This is a genomic window from Capnocytophaga canis (genome assembly GCF_000827555.1).
GTDB classification, from domain to species: Bacteria; Bacteroidota; Bacteroidia; order Flavobacteriales; family Flavobacteriaceae; genus Capnocytophaga; species Capnocytophaga canis.
The window spans coordinates 16,630-33,274 of the sequence record NZ_CDOI01000124.1 but is presented as its reverse complement, the minus strand read 5'-3'; the positions used below and the strand labels follow the sequence as shown (position 1 = coordinate 33,274).

At 35.1% G+C, this 16,645-nt stretch carries 16 protein-coding genes and 1 pseudogene; 2 read left to right on the top strand and 15 right to left on the bottom strand.

What is annotated here, in order from left to right:
• Positions 1 to 289: pseudogene (locus CCAND38_RS11480) on the top strand (IS4 family transposase); the annotation flags it as partial.
• An 84-nt stretch (positions 290 to 373) separates the two neighbouring features.
• Here CCAND38_RS11480 and CCAND38_RS03580 read toward each other — a convergent pair.
• From CCAND38_RS03580 to CCAND38_RS03530, 11 genes are all read right to left on the bottom strand, one after another.
• The gene (locus tag CCAND38_RS03580; protein WP_042343911.1) at positions 374 to 2,320 is read right to left on the bottom strand and encodes a hypothetical protein; all 1,947 of its coding nucleotides are present in this window, start codon (positions 2,318 to 2,320) and stop codon (positions 374 to 376) included.
• Positions 2,321 to 2,661: 341 nt separating this feature from the next.
• A complete protein-coding gene (gene sufC / locus CCAND38_RS03575) occupies positions 2,662 to 3,399 on the bottom strand; it encodes a Fe-S cluster assembly ATPase SufC (protein WP_013998035.1) in 738 nt (245 codons plus the stop codon).
• A gap of 33 nt (positions 3,400 to 3,432) precedes the next feature.
• A complete protein-coding gene (locus CCAND38_RS03570; RefSeq protein ID WP_042343910.1) occupies positions 3,433 to 4,833 on the bottom strand; it encodes a carboxylesterase family protein in 1,401 nt (466 codons plus the stop codon).
• Positions 4,834 to 5,107: 274 nt separating this feature from the next.
• Positions 5,108 to 5,419, bottom strand: coding sequence for a hypothetical protein (locus CCAND38_RS03565; RefSeq protein ID WP_013998037.1), 312 nt, complete (start codon positions 5,417 to 5,419; stop codon positions 5,108 to 5,110).
• Between the two features lie 268 nt (positions 5,420 to 5,687).
• Positions 5,688 to 6,824, bottom strand: a complete 1,137-nt coding sequence (locus CCAND38_RS03560; RefSeq protein WP_042343909.1) for a PDDEXK-like family protein — start codon at positions 6,822 to 6,824, stop codon at positions 5,688 to 5,690.
• A gap of 81 nt (positions 6,825 to 6,905) precedes the next feature.
• Entirely contained in the window at positions 6,906 to 7,088 is a 183-nt protein-coding gene (locus tag CCAND38_RS03555; protein ID WP_042343908.1) for a hypothetical protein, read from the bottom strand.
• Between the two features lie 215 nt (positions 7,089 to 7,303).
• Positions 7,304 to 8,761, bottom strand: coding sequence for a Fe-S cluster assembly protein SufB (gene sufB, locus CCAND38_RS03550; RefSeq protein ID WP_041986640.1), 1,458 nt, complete (start codon positions 8,759 to 8,761; stop codon positions 7,304 to 7,306).
• 81 nt (positions 8,762 to 8,842) lie between these two features.
• Positions 8,843 to 9,211 carry a four helix bundle protein gene (locus CCAND38_RS03545; RefSeq protein ID WP_042007633.1) on the bottom strand — a complete coding sequence of 123 codons (369 nt, stop codon included), beginning with the start codon at positions 9,209 to 9,211 and terminating at the stop codon, positions 8,843 to 8,845.
• A 48-nt stretch (positions 9,212 to 9,259) separates the two neighbouring features.
• Complete coding sequence (locus CCAND38_RS03540) at positions 9,260 to 9,589, bottom strand: HesB/IscA family protein (protein WP_041986634.1); 330 nt, start codon at positions 9,587 to 9,589, stop codon at positions 9,260 to 9,262.
• A 189-nt stretch (positions 9,590 to 9,778) separates the two neighbouring features.
• Positions 9,779 to 10,330: a TlpA family protein disulfide reductase gene (locus CCAND38_RS03535; RefSeq protein WP_042007640.1), complete on the bottom strand. Its 552-nt coding sequence runs from the start codon at positions 10,328 to 10,330 to the stop codon at positions 9,779 to 9,781.
• Positions 10,331 to 10,502: 172 nt separating this feature from the next.
• Complete coding sequence (locus CCAND38_RS03530; RefSeq protein ID WP_042343907.1) at positions 10,503 to 11,693, bottom strand: phosphoglycerate kinase; 1,191 nt, start codon at positions 11,691 to 11,693, stop codon at positions 10,503 to 10,505.
• A gap of 383 nt (positions 11,694 to 12,076) precedes the next feature.
• On the opposite strand from CCAND38_RS03530, the gene CCAND38_RS03525 reads away from it, so the two are divergent.
• On the top strand, positions 12,077 to 13,159 hold the full coding sequence (locus tag CCAND38_RS03525; RefSeq protein WP_042007646.1) for a bifunctional 3-deoxy-7-phosphoheptulonate synthase/chorismate mutase type II: 1,083 nt from the start codon (positions 12,077 to 12,079) through the stop codon (positions 13,157 to 13,159).
• A gap of 34 nt (positions 13,160 to 13,193) precedes the next feature.
• Here CCAND38_RS03525 and CCAND38_RS03520 read toward each other — a convergent pair whose 3' ends face one another.
• The 4 genes from CCAND38_RS03520 to CCAND38_RS03505 all read right to left on the bottom strand — a co-directional run bounded on the left by CCAND38_RS03520 (position 13,194) and on the right by CCAND38_RS03505 (position 16,632).
• Positions 13,194 to 14,354 (bottom strand): THUMP domain-containing class I SAM-dependent RNA methyltransferase, encoded by a 1,161-nt coding sequence (locus CCAND38_RS03520; RefSeq protein ID WP_042343906.1) that lies wholly within the window; start codon positions 14,352 to 14,354, stop codon positions 13,194 to 13,196.
• Positions 14,355 to 14,411: 57 nt separating this feature from the next.
• The gene (gene aat / locus CCAND38_RS03515; RefSeq protein WP_042343905.1) at positions 14,412 to 15,059 is read right to left on the bottom strand and encodes a leucyl/phenylalanyl-tRNA--protein transferase; all 648 of its coding nucleotides are present in this window, start codon (positions 15,057 to 15,059) and stop codon (positions 14,412 to 14,414) included.
• A 97-nt stretch (positions 15,060 to 15,156) separates the two neighbouring features.
• Positions 15,157 to 15,351, bottom strand: a complete 195-nt coding sequence (gene rpsU, locus CCAND38_RS03510; protein WP_042007653.1) for a 30S ribosomal protein S21 — start codon at positions 15,349 to 15,351, stop codon at positions 15,157 to 15,159.
• A gap of 147 nt (positions 15,352 to 15,498) precedes the next feature.
• Positions 15,499 to 16,632 (bottom strand): hypothetical protein, encoded by a 1,134-nt coding sequence (locus CCAND38_RS03505; protein ID WP_042343904.1) that lies wholly within the window; start codon positions 16,630 to 16,632, stop codon positions 15,499 to 15,501.
• Between the last annotated feature and the right edge of the window lie 13 nt (positions 16,633 to 16,645).

Below are 16,645 nucleotides of genomic sequence, written 5' to 3'. Positions count from 1 at the left end.
TTACAGATAAAAACTTTTCTTGGCACGAGTGAAAATGCGGTGAAATCACAGATTTATGTAGCTTTGATTTGCTATCTTCTGTTGGAATTGATTAAGCGATTTTACAGCGATAAAAAGACGGCATTTAGTAATTTTTGCGAGAAAATAAGGGTCTGTCTGATGCACTATCTGACGCTGAATTATGTTTGCAACGAACTGAAACCCACCGTAAAAAAAAGTGAAAAAACCACCTGAAAACACACTCTTTGACAGAGATAATTCCGCACAACAAACAAGTCTGCCCCTATAAATAAAGGGTTGACAAGGGATTTTATGACGTTTTCAAAAAACTTTCGGACGGCTGTGAATTTTATAATATGTATATTTTTAAGAGTTATTCCTTCAAATATTTTTCGGGAATATATTTTTTGCCTTTCAAATCAATGAAGTATTGATAATCATCTTGATATACGAGAATATATAGCCTTGCTTTTGTTCTATTTTCAGTGTTTTGTGTGTCAATTTCTTCTTTTGAGGTATGTCTGAAATCTAAAAAATGCAACTGCTTTTGAGGTTCGATAACCCATTGCATTGTGGTAAGGTCAATAACTCCCATTGTATTATTTATAGATTCCGCAATGGCGTATCCTAATCGTTTCTGCTTTATTTCCTTGATGAACAGAGTTTTTGTATCACTCGAAATACTCGTAAAATGGCTGTATTCTTCTCCTTTTTTCTTGGTCAGAAACCAAATATTATCTTTTGCATATGCGTTTTGCTCAATCGTTTCGTATTCAAACTCAAAAGAAGGCAAAGGTTTGTCTTTTGCATTAACAATTCCCATCATAGAATTTTCTTTTGATAACTTTCGAGCTAAAACATAGGTATTTTCGTTATGAGTAATGATGTCAACATATTCAAAATTCTTGTTGTTGGGAGTTGCTTTTTTGGGTTTTTCCTCAACATAAATGGTCTTTATCTCTGTTTTTACTTCCTCTATGTTTAGGTCACCAATTGGATGTAGAGAAGCATATTTTTTGTAAGGTTTCAGTTCTAAGCCACTTGTAGGGTGATATTCAAACTCAAAAAATCCGTTGTGAGAATAAAAATTCCCTTTTATTTTTGGAGTAGAAAGCTCCCCTTGTATTAAGATTGGACTGCCTGAAGGCGGAACGATTTCTTCCATTGTTTCTGCATCAATGTATCCTGTGTCAAATCCTCGTTGGAAATACAAAATATTGCCAATGGTGTTCGCATCGTAGTCTTTAAAGAAGTCTTTTATCTTATTTTGGGCAAATGTTTCTGGAGTTAGGTTTTCTTCTTGGTTGTCAAACTCTTTCGGAAGGAATTTTTTTCCGCTGAAGTCCATATAAAAATCTCTTGAATAGCTATCTGTACTTATCAGAATACGATATTTTGCCCGATTTTTAATATCGTGCCGATTAACCTTCTTGTCGGTGTCCATAATTAAGTCTTTGAAAACCAATTTGTTTTGTGGGGGAATAACCCATTCCATTTTTACCAAATCCACAACAGCATAATTTTCTTTATTAATGTTTTTGGCTATTCCGTAGCCGAAAATTTCTGTTAAAGCAGAAATATCATCAGGAACTTGATTTTTCAATTTCTCATCTCCTGACATATTGATAAAGCCTATTACTTTATCCTCACTCATTGCTGAATCTTTAACTTTAAGCCAAACGTCATTTTCATTGGAAGCATATTTGTTTACATCAATCCACGAATGTTTGTAATTAAAATGCTCTGAAATATTACCTTGTTGGTCTATGATAGCATACAAATATCCATCTTCAACTTTTTTACATACAATTAAATAGTATTTTCCTTTATACCTAAAAATATCATTATCTCGAAAATAGTTACAACTTTCATATTCTTTGGCGAAAAATACAGTTCTGTTTTTTATCTGAAACCCTTTTGATAACTTATCTGAAGGTACAAATTCATATTTTGGTTTCTTATAAGGAGGAGAATGTAAAACACAACTGTAATTTATTTCTTCTTTAGTTGAAATTTTCCAATTGTTGTCAATCGAAAATGTGTAATAATGCTCATCAAATGCACTATAAATCACTTTTCCTCTAATCGGAGAAAAACTTTCAATGTAAATACTGGTATGAATTGGCTTAACGAGGGTTTGCATCGTTTTCTTATTCATAAGTCCTAATTTTCTATCCACATAAAAGGGAAGAATATCATTAGGATTTGTATTTTTACAATTGGTAAAAAGTTCCTCAAGTTCTTTGCGTACCTCTTCCTCAGTTTGTGAAAAAACACAGAATGAAGTTAAAAACAAAATCATTAAATATATCTTTCTCATAGTTGTTTGTTTTGTTTGATTGTTTTAAAGGTCGTAGAAATTAATAGAGATGTTTTATACTTGACATCTAAATATTTCCTAAGTGTGGAGTTCCTGTACTTTGTATGCCTGTTAATATCCTTGCCATATTACTATTTTTAATCGTTTTTTATTCTTTTTGATTCATCTTCAGAAAAGCCAAAATTACAAAAACATTTTTATACTTATCAATTTAAACTTCGCTTTAATGCCCCCTTCAAATTACACTTCTTCAAATCAATTTGTTTTAATGCTCGAATATGTTATCAAAAAGCAAAAGGTTTAAAGCAAACGCTTTAAACCTTTTGTTATTTGATTTGTTTTTATTTCAGCCAATCATAGCCTTTTTCTTCAAGTTCGAGAGCGAGTTCTTTTCCGCCCGACTTCACGATTTTTCCATCGGCAAGTACGTGAACATAATCCGGAACGATGTACTCCAACAAACGCTGATAGTGTGTGATAACAATTACCGCATTGTTTTGGCTTTTTAGTTTGTTTACTCCATTTGCCACGATACGAAGAGCGTCGATATCCAATCCGGAGTCTGTTTCGTCCAATATTGCGACTTTTGGCTCAAGCATTGCCATTTGGAAGATTTCGTTACGTTTCTTTTCTCCCCCTGAAAAGCCTTCGTTAAGCGAACGAGATAAGAAATCTTTGTTGATTTCCAAAAGTTCAGCTTTCTCGCGGATTTTCTTTAGAAGCTCAGCTGCAGGCATTTCCTCTTCGCCACGAGCTTTTCTCGCTTCGTTTACTGCAGTTTTTATGAAGTTTGTAACGGAAATTCCGGGGATTTCCACAGGATATTGAAAGGACATAAATATTCCCTTGTGAGCTCTTTCTTCGGGAGCGTCTTCCAAAATGCTTTCTCCTTCCAAAATGATATCTCCCTCAGTAACTTCAAAGTTTTCATTGCCCGAAATCACTGCCGAAAGCGTGGATTTTCCTGCTCCGTTAGGTCCCATAATGGCGTGAACCTCACCTGCTTTTACATTCAGGTTGATGCCTTTTAAAATTTCTTTATCCTCCACAGAGGCGTGTAAGTTCTTTATCTCTAACATTTTATATATTGATTTTTTAATTTATTTTCTATTTTAATTTAGGTGTACTTCCACTGCAGCAGGGAATATCCTTTCAGGGTCAAAGAAAGTAGCACAGCTATTGACAAGGTGTTGAACATCAGATTGTAGCATTCCTTTAAAAACTTGTTTATTATTCACTACAACAGTGACTTCTTTGCTGAAATCCACCAAATTTTGGTTCAAATAAACAACAAATTTTCCTTTCTGCAAAGGAATATGCGTTTTTTGATATTTCGTGAATAGGTTCCAACGAGGACTTCTTTCAATTCCCTGATAAGTAACTTCATCAACATTGATACTTACCTTGTTATCAACGATGTCCATCGTGTAACGCACGCGTTCTGCTCCACGTTCTTTGATAGCAATGTTATAAAATCCTTTTCGATAGATGCCGTCCATCGGGAAATCCTCCCAAACTACTTTTTTCGGATGCGGATTACGTGTATATTGCTTTAGCCAAGGTGTCGTAGGGCGATAGTCTATTCCGTGTCCTGCGTTAGGAATTAACTCAATATGATGTACAAATCCCTGAGGGTCTTCGGCTTTAAACTTTTCAAATTCTTCTTTAGCATATCGAGTAAATAAATCTCGATGAAACATATTATCTTTTGCTCCTGTTCGTAGTGAAAAAGCAATATTTCGGCAGTTTTCTACCGGAGCGTTGATAAGAGGTTCACCTCCTGCCATCGGACCTGCTCCCGCTAAATAATCAGCATAAAAAGAAGCTAATCGCTGACTTCCGTAACCTCCTTCAGATATTCCGAAGAAATACACTCTATTAGCGTCTACTTTCCCTGAAAGAAAAGCCAATCGGAGTAGTTTCTCCCAAGCAAATTGTTTTGCCTTTTGCCACCAACGATATAGTTCGCCCGTATTGGGAATTTGCGGAATGAAATAGGCAGATGGAGCATCATCAAAGCGTTGTGCAAGAATCTTTCCGTTAGCCCACTCCTGATGTTTATCGCCCGACCCGTGCATATACACAAAAAGCGGATACCCTTTTTCAGGTTGATTGCCTTTGGAAGCCCAATAGAAAGGCATTATAGCATTTGCCTCCAAGTTAGCAGGAAGTTGCCAACGATTGCCTTGAGTAGCGTTGGTAAGAGGAGCTAAATCTCCTAACTTCTCTTCAGAAAAACTTTGGTTTGCTTCTTTCCAACTTTGCCAAATTTCTTGTTGCGTATGGGCTATTTCAGTAAGCGACAAGGTTTTCCCTTCTTGAAAAGACGTCGTTTTACCCGATAGGTGTTCTACGAAAAATTGTTTGACCTTTTCTTTGGATATATTCCCTTTCGGGGCTTCTTGCTCCGGCTTAGGGATTTCTTGTTCTTTTGAGGGGTCAGTATGTTCTGCTTTGCTGCAAGATGTACTTACCAAAGCCCAAAGTGTGATGAATAAAAATGCTTGTTTCATAAATCGTTATGTTTGTAATAGTAATTATATGTCAGTTATTTTTGGTTTTATTTAATGTGTGATGTTACCTTTCTTTGTTTGGAAAATATTGTGTACGGGCGTATTGCAATACGCCCCTACAGGAAAATATCTCATATCATATTGCTCTACGAAATGTACGGGCGTATTGCAATACGCCCCTACGGGAAACATCTTATATCGTATTACTTTAAACAATGTACGGGCGAAAAATATTTCGCCCCTACATTTTTTTGTTTTGTACCACCTTGCGGACTTACCTTTTATCCTCAATACCGAATTCTCGCCACTGACTTTGCTGATAATCCATCTTGGCTCTTTTCCGAGCAACCGATTGTTTGTCGGTAAGCAGCTTGAGTTGCTTGTCGAACTCCTCAGTTTTCGATTTTAAATCGGCTTTGAGCTTCTCTTGTTCGCTGTTTAGGGTTTCGACTTTGTTCTTTAAGGCTTCCAACTCATCGATAAAAGCCTCATCAATCCCTGCGGGTAGATTATCCTTGTGATTTCTAAGCCCGTCAATCATTAACTTTACAGATTTGATGTTTTCTGCATACGATTTCCTTGCCATAATAATTCGATTTTAATGGTTAATATTCCGTTTAAGCCTTCCACCTTTGTTATCCATTAGTTTTTGGGCTATTCCATTAAAACACAAGCAAATATCGAGCCAAATTAACATTCAAAACACCTTTTAACATTTCGTTTTATTCACCAAACTACGCTCCGTCAAATAGATGTTGTAGACTACTTTTATTTTTTAATTATTTTTCAGAAGGAATGGTGTTTTATTATGGTTGTACAACATACATTCTTTTTGAACATAAACAACATTTAGGTTAAAAATCAATTTCTTCTGTTGCTTTTAATAAAATCTCTATCTGTTCTTTGCATTGCTCTAAAAACTTATTACTTTTTACAATATCGCTTTCCCATTTTTCAATAGATAAATTATCCATATCATTCCAGAAAGGATACCAATCGGTTTGTCTGCATTCGGAAATTCCTAAGAGATTTAAATTTTGATACAGTTTGTCTTTATTGTCATTAGAAATTCTATACTCTTTAGGATTATTACATATCCCGTAATAATAAGCATTCCTCTCGGCATTAAAGCTTATCCAGCATTTACCTATCCATTCATTTTTCCAGAGTTGAAATTTTATATGGCTTTCACTACTTCCTTTGTAATTATATATTAACCCCTTTTTTGCTGCATATTTTTCCATTTCGGGATTAAAATACTTCTCTGCAAGATAATCATAAGTCTTAGAGTAATTTTCATAAATAGTTTTTGCAGCTTTTAGATTTCCAATTTCTGATAAAACTTCTGTTATTTCTTCCTGATTTTTAGTATTCATATCTTGATGAGTTAATTTTTTTAAATGATTAATGTATTGCACTATTGTTTCCCTAACCAAAGGATATCGAGAAGTAATCTCAACACATTTTTCCAACCATTCTATAATAGTTTCTTTATATGAAATAGGTGTATATGGGACTCCACAACTGCTATTTTTATCGGCTTCATTCCCCAAAAGTGTTAAATAAAGTATTTGGTACTTTTTGAATCTATTCTGAGCATATTTATCATATCGACTTAATTGTCTTTCTCCATCCCTTGCATAAATCTTATTCTCAATGATGATGGCGTCATTTGCATTTTGTATTAGAATATCAATGCGTCCTTCTCGGATTGAATACTCTGTAAAAACACTTGAATTATTGCAATCAAAGTCATTTATAATGAAATCATTTCCTAATATTTCAATGAAACATTCAAGTAATTTGCTTTTTAGTCCGTGTGTACCGTTAGGATTTAAAAGTTCCGCAATGATTTTAGAATGAGTGTTTTCATAATGATCAACTCCACATATTTGAAATATATTAAATCTACCACCTGTAGCATCTAATATTTCTGCATTTTTATTGTTAATGACAGCTATCTGTCGTAATAAATTTTTAATAGAATACATTTGTTATTGACGTATGGTTGTAATGTTAATTTTACTATTTCAAAAATAATCTATTCCTTATAAAAAATATTTCATATCATATTACTCTACATAATTTACAGGCGAAATATCTTTCGCCCCTACAAGAAAATATTTTGTACTATTAGGGATATTGTCCATCCCTTTAGGGAAACACTCCATCCCTTTAGGGAAATACTTTGTACCATTAGGGATATTGTTCATCCCTTTAGGGAAATGCCTTGTACCATTAGGGATATTGTTCATCCCTTATAGAAAAACAAAATATTTTGATGAAATACACTTTATCTCTATAGGGAAATGCTTTATATTACATTATTTTAAACGATGTAAAGGTGTATTGCAATACACCCCTACTGTATTAACGCCTTGTTATGGTTATTTTCTGTGAAAAATAGCTTGAAACTTGGCTTTTTCATCTTTCTTTTTGAAAAAGATTATTGGGTGTCGAGCCTCTCGACCTATCCGACGCTTCCTTCCAAAGAGATTTCCAATAATTTCTGAGCTTCTACGGCAAATTCCATTGGGAGTTTGTTTAAAACCTCCTTGCTGAAGCCGTTTACAATTAGGGCGATGGCTTTTTCCGTGTCGATACCGCGTTGGTTGCAGTAGAAAATTTGGTCTTCCCCGATTTTTGAAGTTGTGGCTTCGTGTTCTATTTGAGCAGTTTTGTTTTTTGCTTCGATGTACGGGAAGGTATGAGCTCCGCACTCGTTGCCCATCAAAAGGGAATCACATTGCGAGAAGTTTCGTGCATTCTCTGCATTCGGACTAACTTTCACCAATCCTCGATAAGAATTCTGCGATTGTCCGGCAGAAATCCCTTTTGAAATGATTGTTGAACGGGTGTTTTTCCCTAAGTGAATCATTTTTGTCCCTGTATCCGCCTGTTGGAAGTGATTGGTTACGGCGATGGAGTAAAATTCCCCAATCGAATTATCACCTTTGAGCACACACGATGGATATTTCCACGTCACTGCGGAACCTGTCTCAACCTGCGTCCAAGATATTTTAGCGTTCTTTTCACATAGTCCGCGTTTGGTTACAAAATTGAAAACCCCTCCTTTACCATCTTTATCCCCTGGGAACCAATTCTGAACGGTTGAGTATTTTATCTCGGCATTGTCCAAAGCTATCAGCTCCACCACGGCAGCGTGTAATTGGTTTTCGTCACGTTGCGGAGCAGTACATCCCTCAAGATAAGACACGTAGCTACCTTCATCGGCAATGACCAAAGTACGCTCGAACTGCCCTGTACCTGCCTGATTGATTCGGAAATAGGTAGAAAGTTCCATCGGACAACGAACGCCTTTGGGTACATAACAGAAAGACCCATCGGAAAATACCGCCGAGTTCAGGGCAGCATAGAAATTGTCGGTTTTAGGTACGACAGAGCCGATGTATTTTTTCACCAATTCGGGGTGTTCTTGAATGGCTTCGGAGATAGAACAGAAGATGATTCCTTTTTCTGCCAACGTCTTTTTGAAAGTTGTTGCCACCGAAACGGAATCCATCACGATGTCCATCGCAACAGGGGCAACGCCTGTTAAACGTTTCTGCTCTTCGATGGAAATACCCAATTTGTTAAAAGTTTCAAGAAGTTTTGGGTCTACTTCATCTAAACTTTCGTATTGAGGTTTCTGCTTGGGTGCGGAATAATACGAAATGTCTTGGAAATCTGGTTTTTCGTATTTTACATTTGCCCATTCGGGTTCTTCCATTTCTTTCCAAATGCGGAAGGCTTCGAGTCGCCAATTGGTCATCCACTCAGGCTCGTTTTTCTTTTTGGAAATCGCAATTACAATTTCCTCATTGAGCCCCTTTGGGAATGTCTCGGCTTCGATATCGGTATAAAAACCATAGGCATACTCCTTGGTTTGTAGTTCGTCACGTAAATCGTCTTCTGTGTATTTTGCCATTTTTCTTTGATTAAAAAATTAAATGATTAAAAGATTAAAAAATTAAATAAGGAGAGAATCAATCCTATTAGGTTTAATCAATTATTTGCTTCGTTTATTATCATTATTTTTTAAATAATCAATAAATTTCGAAAGCTGAACGGATATCTCTCTGCAATGCTCTTTTAAATCTTCTGTATTGATGTGGTAAATTTCGTTACAAATATTAAGCATATTTCTTACTTCTGCACAACTTCCCTTTGCATATTTCAAAAATCGTACAAATTGTGCGTTGTTATTATATTCTGAACCTTCTGCAATATTATTTGAAATAGATAAAACAGCACGTTTCATCTGATTAGAAAATTCAAATTCATTTTTCAAATGTTGATGATTTAACAATTCAAAGACTTTTTGGGTTAGAGCTAAAGTTTCTTTATAGACTCTAAAACTTTCAAACTCCTGTGCCATAATTTTTTTTAATTATTTAATCTTTAAATCTTTGAATGAATAATAATCTTACAACGAAAAACTCTCTCCGCAGCCACAAGTTCTGTTAGCGTTGGGATTGTTGAATACAAAGCCTTTTCCGTTAAGTCCACCCGAATATTCAAGAATTGTACCTACTAAATAGAGAAAACTTTTTTTGTTTACAGCAATGCGTATTCCGTTGTTTTCGAATATTTTATCGTCGGCGTCAGTGGTTTTATCGAATTTGAGTTCGTAGGAAAGTCCGCTACAACCACCGCTTTTTACGCCCACACGTACAAAATCGGTTGTAGGGTCGAAATTATCATCTTCCATTAAGGAAATTAGTTTCTTTTTTGCTTGTTCAGATACTTGAATCATTGTGTTTTACGTTTTGATTACTTTCTAAAAAAAGCTAAATATATGATATATATCAGGTTTTGTCGGCAAAAATAGCACATATAATTCAAATACCAACATATATACAATTAAATTATACGTATGTTGGTATAAGATTTTCTTATTATTAGTCCGTAAGTGGTTGAAAAATAGTTAGAATTTCGTTGAAAGCTATTTTGAAATGGCATCTAACAAACTGCGAACTTTATCACTATTCCAATTTGCAATTCGTTCGCTTTTTGCTCGGACAACTCCGTGTTTGTCAATGATATATCCCGAAGGTATTTTTTCTGCATCAAAAGGCATTTTCTCACCTATGATTAAATAAGTGACTTTAAAGTTATAACCTCTCTTGGACATTAATTCTTCTACCGGAGAAGGTAATTCATTGGTAATTATATAGAAATCAACTTTCTCTTTGTAGTCATTGTAGAGCTTTTGTATGCCAGATAAATCGGCAACACTCGTAACTCTCCACGATGACCAGAAATAAACAAAGGAAGGTTTCTTTCCTTCTGACTGAGAAAAGTTGAACTCTTTATTATCCCGGTCTTTTAATTTCCAATCAAAGTCAATTTTATATTGTTCATTGGCAGGAAGAACCTCAACAGAGCTGGAAAATATCCGTTGTAGAATTATCTTACTTTCATATCCCAAAGGAGTTACAAAAAAAGCGAGAACTAATAAAATCAGTCCGAGGTTCAAAACAGTTCTTAGTTTCATTTATATACAAAATTTATGTGGACAAAGATATGAAATATGTAACTATTTATGCAATCTACCTACTGAAAGTTTTCATAGGATGATTTTTATATTATCTGAGTACAATGCAGAAACGACAATCCCTTATAGTTTATAGGGAATTGTCGTTTCTTTTTATGTTTATTTAGTGAGATTACTCGTAAATTGCTTGAATTCCTGGAAGTACTAACCCTTCAAGACTTTCTAACATGGCACCTCCACCTGTAGAAACATAGCTTACTTTGTTCTCAAAACCAAATTGTTTCACAGCTGCTACTGAATCTCCACCTCCCACAAGTGAGAAAGCTCCTTTTTTGGTAGCCTCATCAATGAAATTACCTATTTCGATAGTTCCTTTAGCAAATGTAGGCATTTCGAAAACTCCTACTGGCCCATTCCAAAGGATTGTTTTTGACTTTAATATAACCTCTTTAAAATTAGCTAAACTTTTTGTACCTGCGTCTAATCCTTGCCATCCGTCAGGAATGTTGGTAATATCCACTTCTTGTGTTTTAGCATCATTGCTGAAATCATCAGCTGCAACCACGTCTACGGGTAGATGTACTTCAACTCCTTTGCTTTTCGCTTTTGCTAAAATATCTAATGCTAATTGCAATTTATCATCTTCGCATATAGAATTTCCTACTTTACCTCCTTGTGCTTTAATGAATGTATATGCCATACCTCCACCGATAATCAAGTGGTTTACTTTATCCAAGATATTTTCGATGATGGTTATTTTTGAAGACACTTTCGAACCTCCTAAAATAGCAGTTACAGGTTTTTCTCCTGATTTCATCACTTTATCAATACTTTCGATTTCTTTAGCTAATAAATATCCGAAGCATTTGTTATTCGGAAAGAATTTTGCAACGATTGTGGTCGATGCATGAGCTCGGTGTGCTGTTCCAAAAGCGTCGTTTACGTAAATATCTCCCAATTTTGCCAATTTGCTAGAAAACTCTTCGTTTCCTTTTTCTTCTTCAGCATAGAAACGTAGGTTTTCAAGCAAAAGAATACTTCCAGCAGGAAGACTTGCAACCACTTTTTCTACTTTTTCACCTACACAGTCGTCAACAAATTGAACAGATTTTCCTAATACTTTAGAAACTTCATCCACAATATGTCTGAGTGAGTATTTGTCATTTCTTTCTCCTTTTGGACGACCTAAGTGGCTCATTAAAACTACACTACCTCCATCTTTCAATATTTTTTCGATGGTTGGTTTTGCTGCCTCGATACGCGTTGTATCAGTTACTTTAAAATTCTCGTCTAAAGGCACGTTGAAATCCACACGGATCAACGCTTTTTTGTCTTTGAAATTAAAATTGTCTATGGTTTTCATCGTATGTAATGAATTATAATTATATTTTTTAAAGCCTCAAAGTTACAAATTTCTAAAAAGAAAAACAACTTTATGGTTCTGAAAGTTTTAAGCTACATCTTTTTGGGAGGGTAAAATATTGTTCATCAATAACATATCTTTGTCAACATCTAACTTTACTATTAAGAAGTACTATAAATTTACATGTATGCGAAAAAACAAATAGAACCAGAAAAATTGTGATCTTTAGCAAAATAATGATTTGGACTGTAAACATATATGCTTTTTTTAATTATCTTTGTGCCTTAAGATTTTGAAATAAAAAATTCTTTTGATATTGTGAGTCTCCAAACTTTATTTGGCGATTACTTTATTTTATAGAAATTATACACAAAAAACTTGACATGAACATAACCGAAGAAAACAGAAAATGGTTGGATGATTTGCAGTTACCACATCCGTTGGTGATTGCTGGACCTTGTAGTGCTGAAACTGAAGAGCAAGTGCTAAGCATCGCTTGGGAATTGAAAAACACTAAAGTATCTTTCTTTAGAGCAGGTATTTGGAAACCTCGTACACGTCCTGGTATGTTTGAAGGAGTTGGGGCTTTAGGTTTGAAGTGGTTGCAAAGAGTAAAGCAAGAAACGGGTATGAAAGTAGCTACTGAAGTAGCCAACAAAGACCATGTAAAACTTGCCTTAGAGCATGATATTGATATGCTTTGGATAGGGGCTCGTTCCACCGTAAGTCCTTTTATTATTCAAGAAATTGCTGATGAGTTAAGGAATACGGATAAAATTATTTTAGTTAAGAATCCAGTGAATCCAGATTTACCATTATGGATTGGAGCTTTAGAGCGTTTGCAACGCGCAGGTGTTAAGAACTTAGGTGTTATCCATCGAGGGTTTTCTACGTACGAAAAAACAAAATACAGAAATATCCCAGAATGGCAAATAGCAATTGAATTGCAGAACAAATTTCCTGATCTTCCGTTGCTTTGTGACCCTTCGCATATTACGGGGAATCGTGAGATGATTTTTGATGTATCGCAAACTGCTTTAGATCTCAACTTTGATGGGTTGATGATTGAAACACACATTTCTCCAGATCAAGCATGGAGTGATGCGGCTCAGCAAGTTACCCCAAAAAAACTAACGGAAATCATTAAGCAATTGCAGGTTCGCAAGAAAACAACCTCGGAAGAAGATTATCAAAACACTTTAACCGAATTACGATCAAACATTGATGTTATTGACGATCAACTGCTTGACCTTCTCAAGAAACGTATGACCTTTTCCGACAGTATTGGGAAGTTAAAACGTGAGAAAAACGTAGCGGTACTTCAAAACTCTCGTTGGTACACCATTTTAGGAAAGATGATTGTCGAAGGACAGCAACGAGGATTGAGTGAAGAATTTATCTCAAAAATATACAAAGCCATCCATCAAGAGTCAATCAATCGACAAGAGAAAATAGTTAATAGTTAGACAAATCAACTGTAGAGACGCAAAAGCTGTGTCTCTACAGGTCGAATTTCGCCTTTTTACTTCCTTCATACATCTTGTAATTGAGAAGTTTGCTTTCTAACTTCCCATTAAAAAGCTTTATTTTTCGGGATGGACGTAATCCTACGAATTTTAATGCTTCTAAATTTGAAGTGATGAACCAAGCGTCGGTGTTTGGATATTTGTTTTTAAGCGTGTTCCCAATTGATTCGTAAAATTTTTGTACATCAATATGTAACCGTTCATTGTACGGAGGATTGAATGCTATAAATAAAGGCCTCTTTTTATCTTCTTTTTCAGTTTCAAAGAAATTTTTCTGACGAATTTCGATATAATCCGACAGGTTCGCATTTTTTAGATTTTCCTTAGCTTTCGCCACTGCCGATGGAGCTTTGTCATAGCCAACTAATTGGTAATTGAACTCTCTCGTTTTTTTTAGGCTACTGTCGAAAATCTTTTCAAACAAATCAGCATCATAGTCGTTCCATTTCTCAAACGCGAATTCACGACGATGGATATTAGGAGGGATATTGCAGGCGATCATAGCTGCTTCAATTAAAAATGTACCACTGCCGCACATCGGATCCAGAAAATCAGATTGGCCTTGCCAACCACTCAATAATAAAATTCCAGCGGCAAGTACCTCGTTGATGGGAGCTATATTGGTTGCCGAGCGATAACCTCGATGGTGTAACGAAGCCCCTGAACTGTCCAATGAAACGGTAACTTCATTTTTTTGAATATGTATATGTAGTTGTAAATCAGGGTGTAATGTGTCTACATTTGGGCGTTTCCCTATTTTTTCACGAAATCTATCTACTATGGCATCTTTAGCTCGTAGACCAACATATTGAGAATGATTGAACATGTCCGTTTGTAAGGTAACAGAAATAGCAAACGTTTGATTAACAGAGAAATATCTCTCCCATTGAAAATCATACAGTTTCTGATAGTAGTCTTTCTCTGTTCGGATAAAAAATTTAGTAATTGGCTTCAAAACTTTTAAGGCAGTTCTCAAACACAAATTAGCTTTATACATGAATCCTTTATCTCCTTCAAAAGATACTACACGAACTCCTTTTTCAACGTTTGTAGCTCCTAAATTCCGAAGCTCATCAGCTAAAATATCTTCAAAACCAAAAAAAGTTTTGGCTAACATTCTATAATTTTTTTCCATAGTAACAAAAAACAGATGGCAAATATAGGAATAATATGCCTAATTATGAATTATAAATTATGGTTGTTCTATTAGTTTGGACAAAATGTCTAAAAAAGTAGCACGTGGAATTTCTTTAGCCCCCATTTTTTCCAAGTATTCACTGTGAATTTGACAATCGACTAATTCAATTTCGGGATGTTCTTGCAAGAAGACAATGAAGCCATACTGAGAAGCATTGTTTCGTTTGCTAAACATACTTTCTCCACAAAAAATCCCGTTCAATTTAATGCCATAAAGTCCCCCAACAAGTTCCTCATTTTCCCAAACTTCAACCGAATAGGCAAACCCTTGATGGTGGAGTTCGATGTAGGCTTCAATTATTTCAGGATGAATCCATGTGCTATCTTGACCTTTGCGTGAAATACTGGCACATTGAGTGATAATTTCTTTAAAGTGTTGATTGTAAGTCACTTTGTAAGGTTTCTTTTTTAGTAACTTTCTCATGTTTTTAGAAACATGTAACTCTTTTGGGAAAAGTACAAATCGTGGATCGGGTGACCACCATAGAATGGGTTCTTCGTCACTATACCAAGGGAAAATTCCTTTGCGATAGGCTTCGAGTAGTCGTTTACAGGTCAGATTTCCTCCAAAGGCTACTATGCCTTCTACCGCTTTTTCAACTGATGGGAAAGGGGTGTTTTCGTATAAAAAAGTGAGTTCCATTGATTAATTTCAAATTGGATAGAGAAATATAAAAAAGCAATATAACCAATTGATTATATTGCTTTTATATTTTACAATAGCATACGCTTTTTTTTCATTATACTTCCTCTTGATCTTTCAAATGTTGGATGTACTGAGCGCGTTGCAATTGACTTCTTCTTTTTACAGAAGGTTTTGTAAAATGTTGTCTTTCACGAAGTTGACGCACAACTCCTGTTCTGTCAAATTTTCTTTTATAGCGTTTTAAAGCTTTATCAATGCTTTCTCCGTCTTTAATTGGTATTATTAACATAGTCTATACACCTCCTCTCATTTAGGGTTGCAAATATGCAACTTATTTTCGAATCTCGCAAATTAAATGTATTTTTTTATTGTAAGAGAACATATAAAAGAATTAAAACGTTTCCTTCGATGAGAAAATTACATAGTATGCACAATTTTATCCACCAAAACGTATGCCTAAGGATAATGGATATTCTTTCACTGGATTGTTTCGGAATAGTGGAACTAAATTATATTTGGCATAGAATACCGAAGATCTGTAACCGAAGTGAGCAGAAATTCCATATATCCAGTCATTTACATGGAAATTCCCTTTGTTTACATCACGAACTCCTCCATTTTCTTGGTAACACAACACTTGTTTGGAATTTAAAAGTACACCTACGTATGCCCCTATTCCTGCACGAAAGTTTCTTTTATAGGGATAATACGTTTTCCCATTTTTCTCATAGCTTGGCGTTAAGTCAATTTCCAAATTTACAGGTAGAGTCAAATAAAAGTTTTTAAATTTTGATTTATTTAGTGAAGTTCGGAATGGTTCAATGGTGGTTGTACCATCACTATTGGCTACAAAGTAATCGTTGTTCTTCATTTTTAATTTGTTCATCACCCATGATACACCATAATTTAGATGAAGTAAATTACTGTTTTTAAACACCCTAACATTTCGAGAATAACCAATCTCAACCGATTTTGACCCCCATACTCTGAATTTATCCCCTCCAAAGTTTTCACTACCATTTAGCGTGTGGAATCCCAAAGCAAAGTTAAATCCTCCTTTGGACGTACGGTAACGGTTGTATATTCTTACAATTTGACTTTTCTCTGCTCTTTCTCCTGTGGCTTTAATGTAGTAGATTTCATCGTTTATCACAATTTTTTCGTGAGTATCCTTTTTTTGGGTTTCTTCCACTGGTTTTTCTATCAATGAATCTAATTTAGCAAGGGCTTTCATATAGGCTTCACTGTTTACAATTGAATCCGTTGTGATGGTTTTAGATCTTAAAATGGTAATGAGTTTTTCCCTTTCTAAGGCTGTTTTAGTTTGTATGTTCCTACGGCTTTCTTCGGCGATTTGTCTTCGCAATCGTTCGCCTTCATCTTTGGACACTTCTTTCTTGTCCACCATATCATCAATCAAAACAAGTTTTTGTTTTAACAGTTTTTTCTCAGCCGTAATAACAGAGTCTATGGCTTGTTTTGCTTGTTCAATAGCTTGATTTTCTTTTTTTTGAGCTTTTAAACTCCCTAAACATAAAAGAGTAATTGTTATTAAAATTGTGTTTTTCATTGGTATATATTTT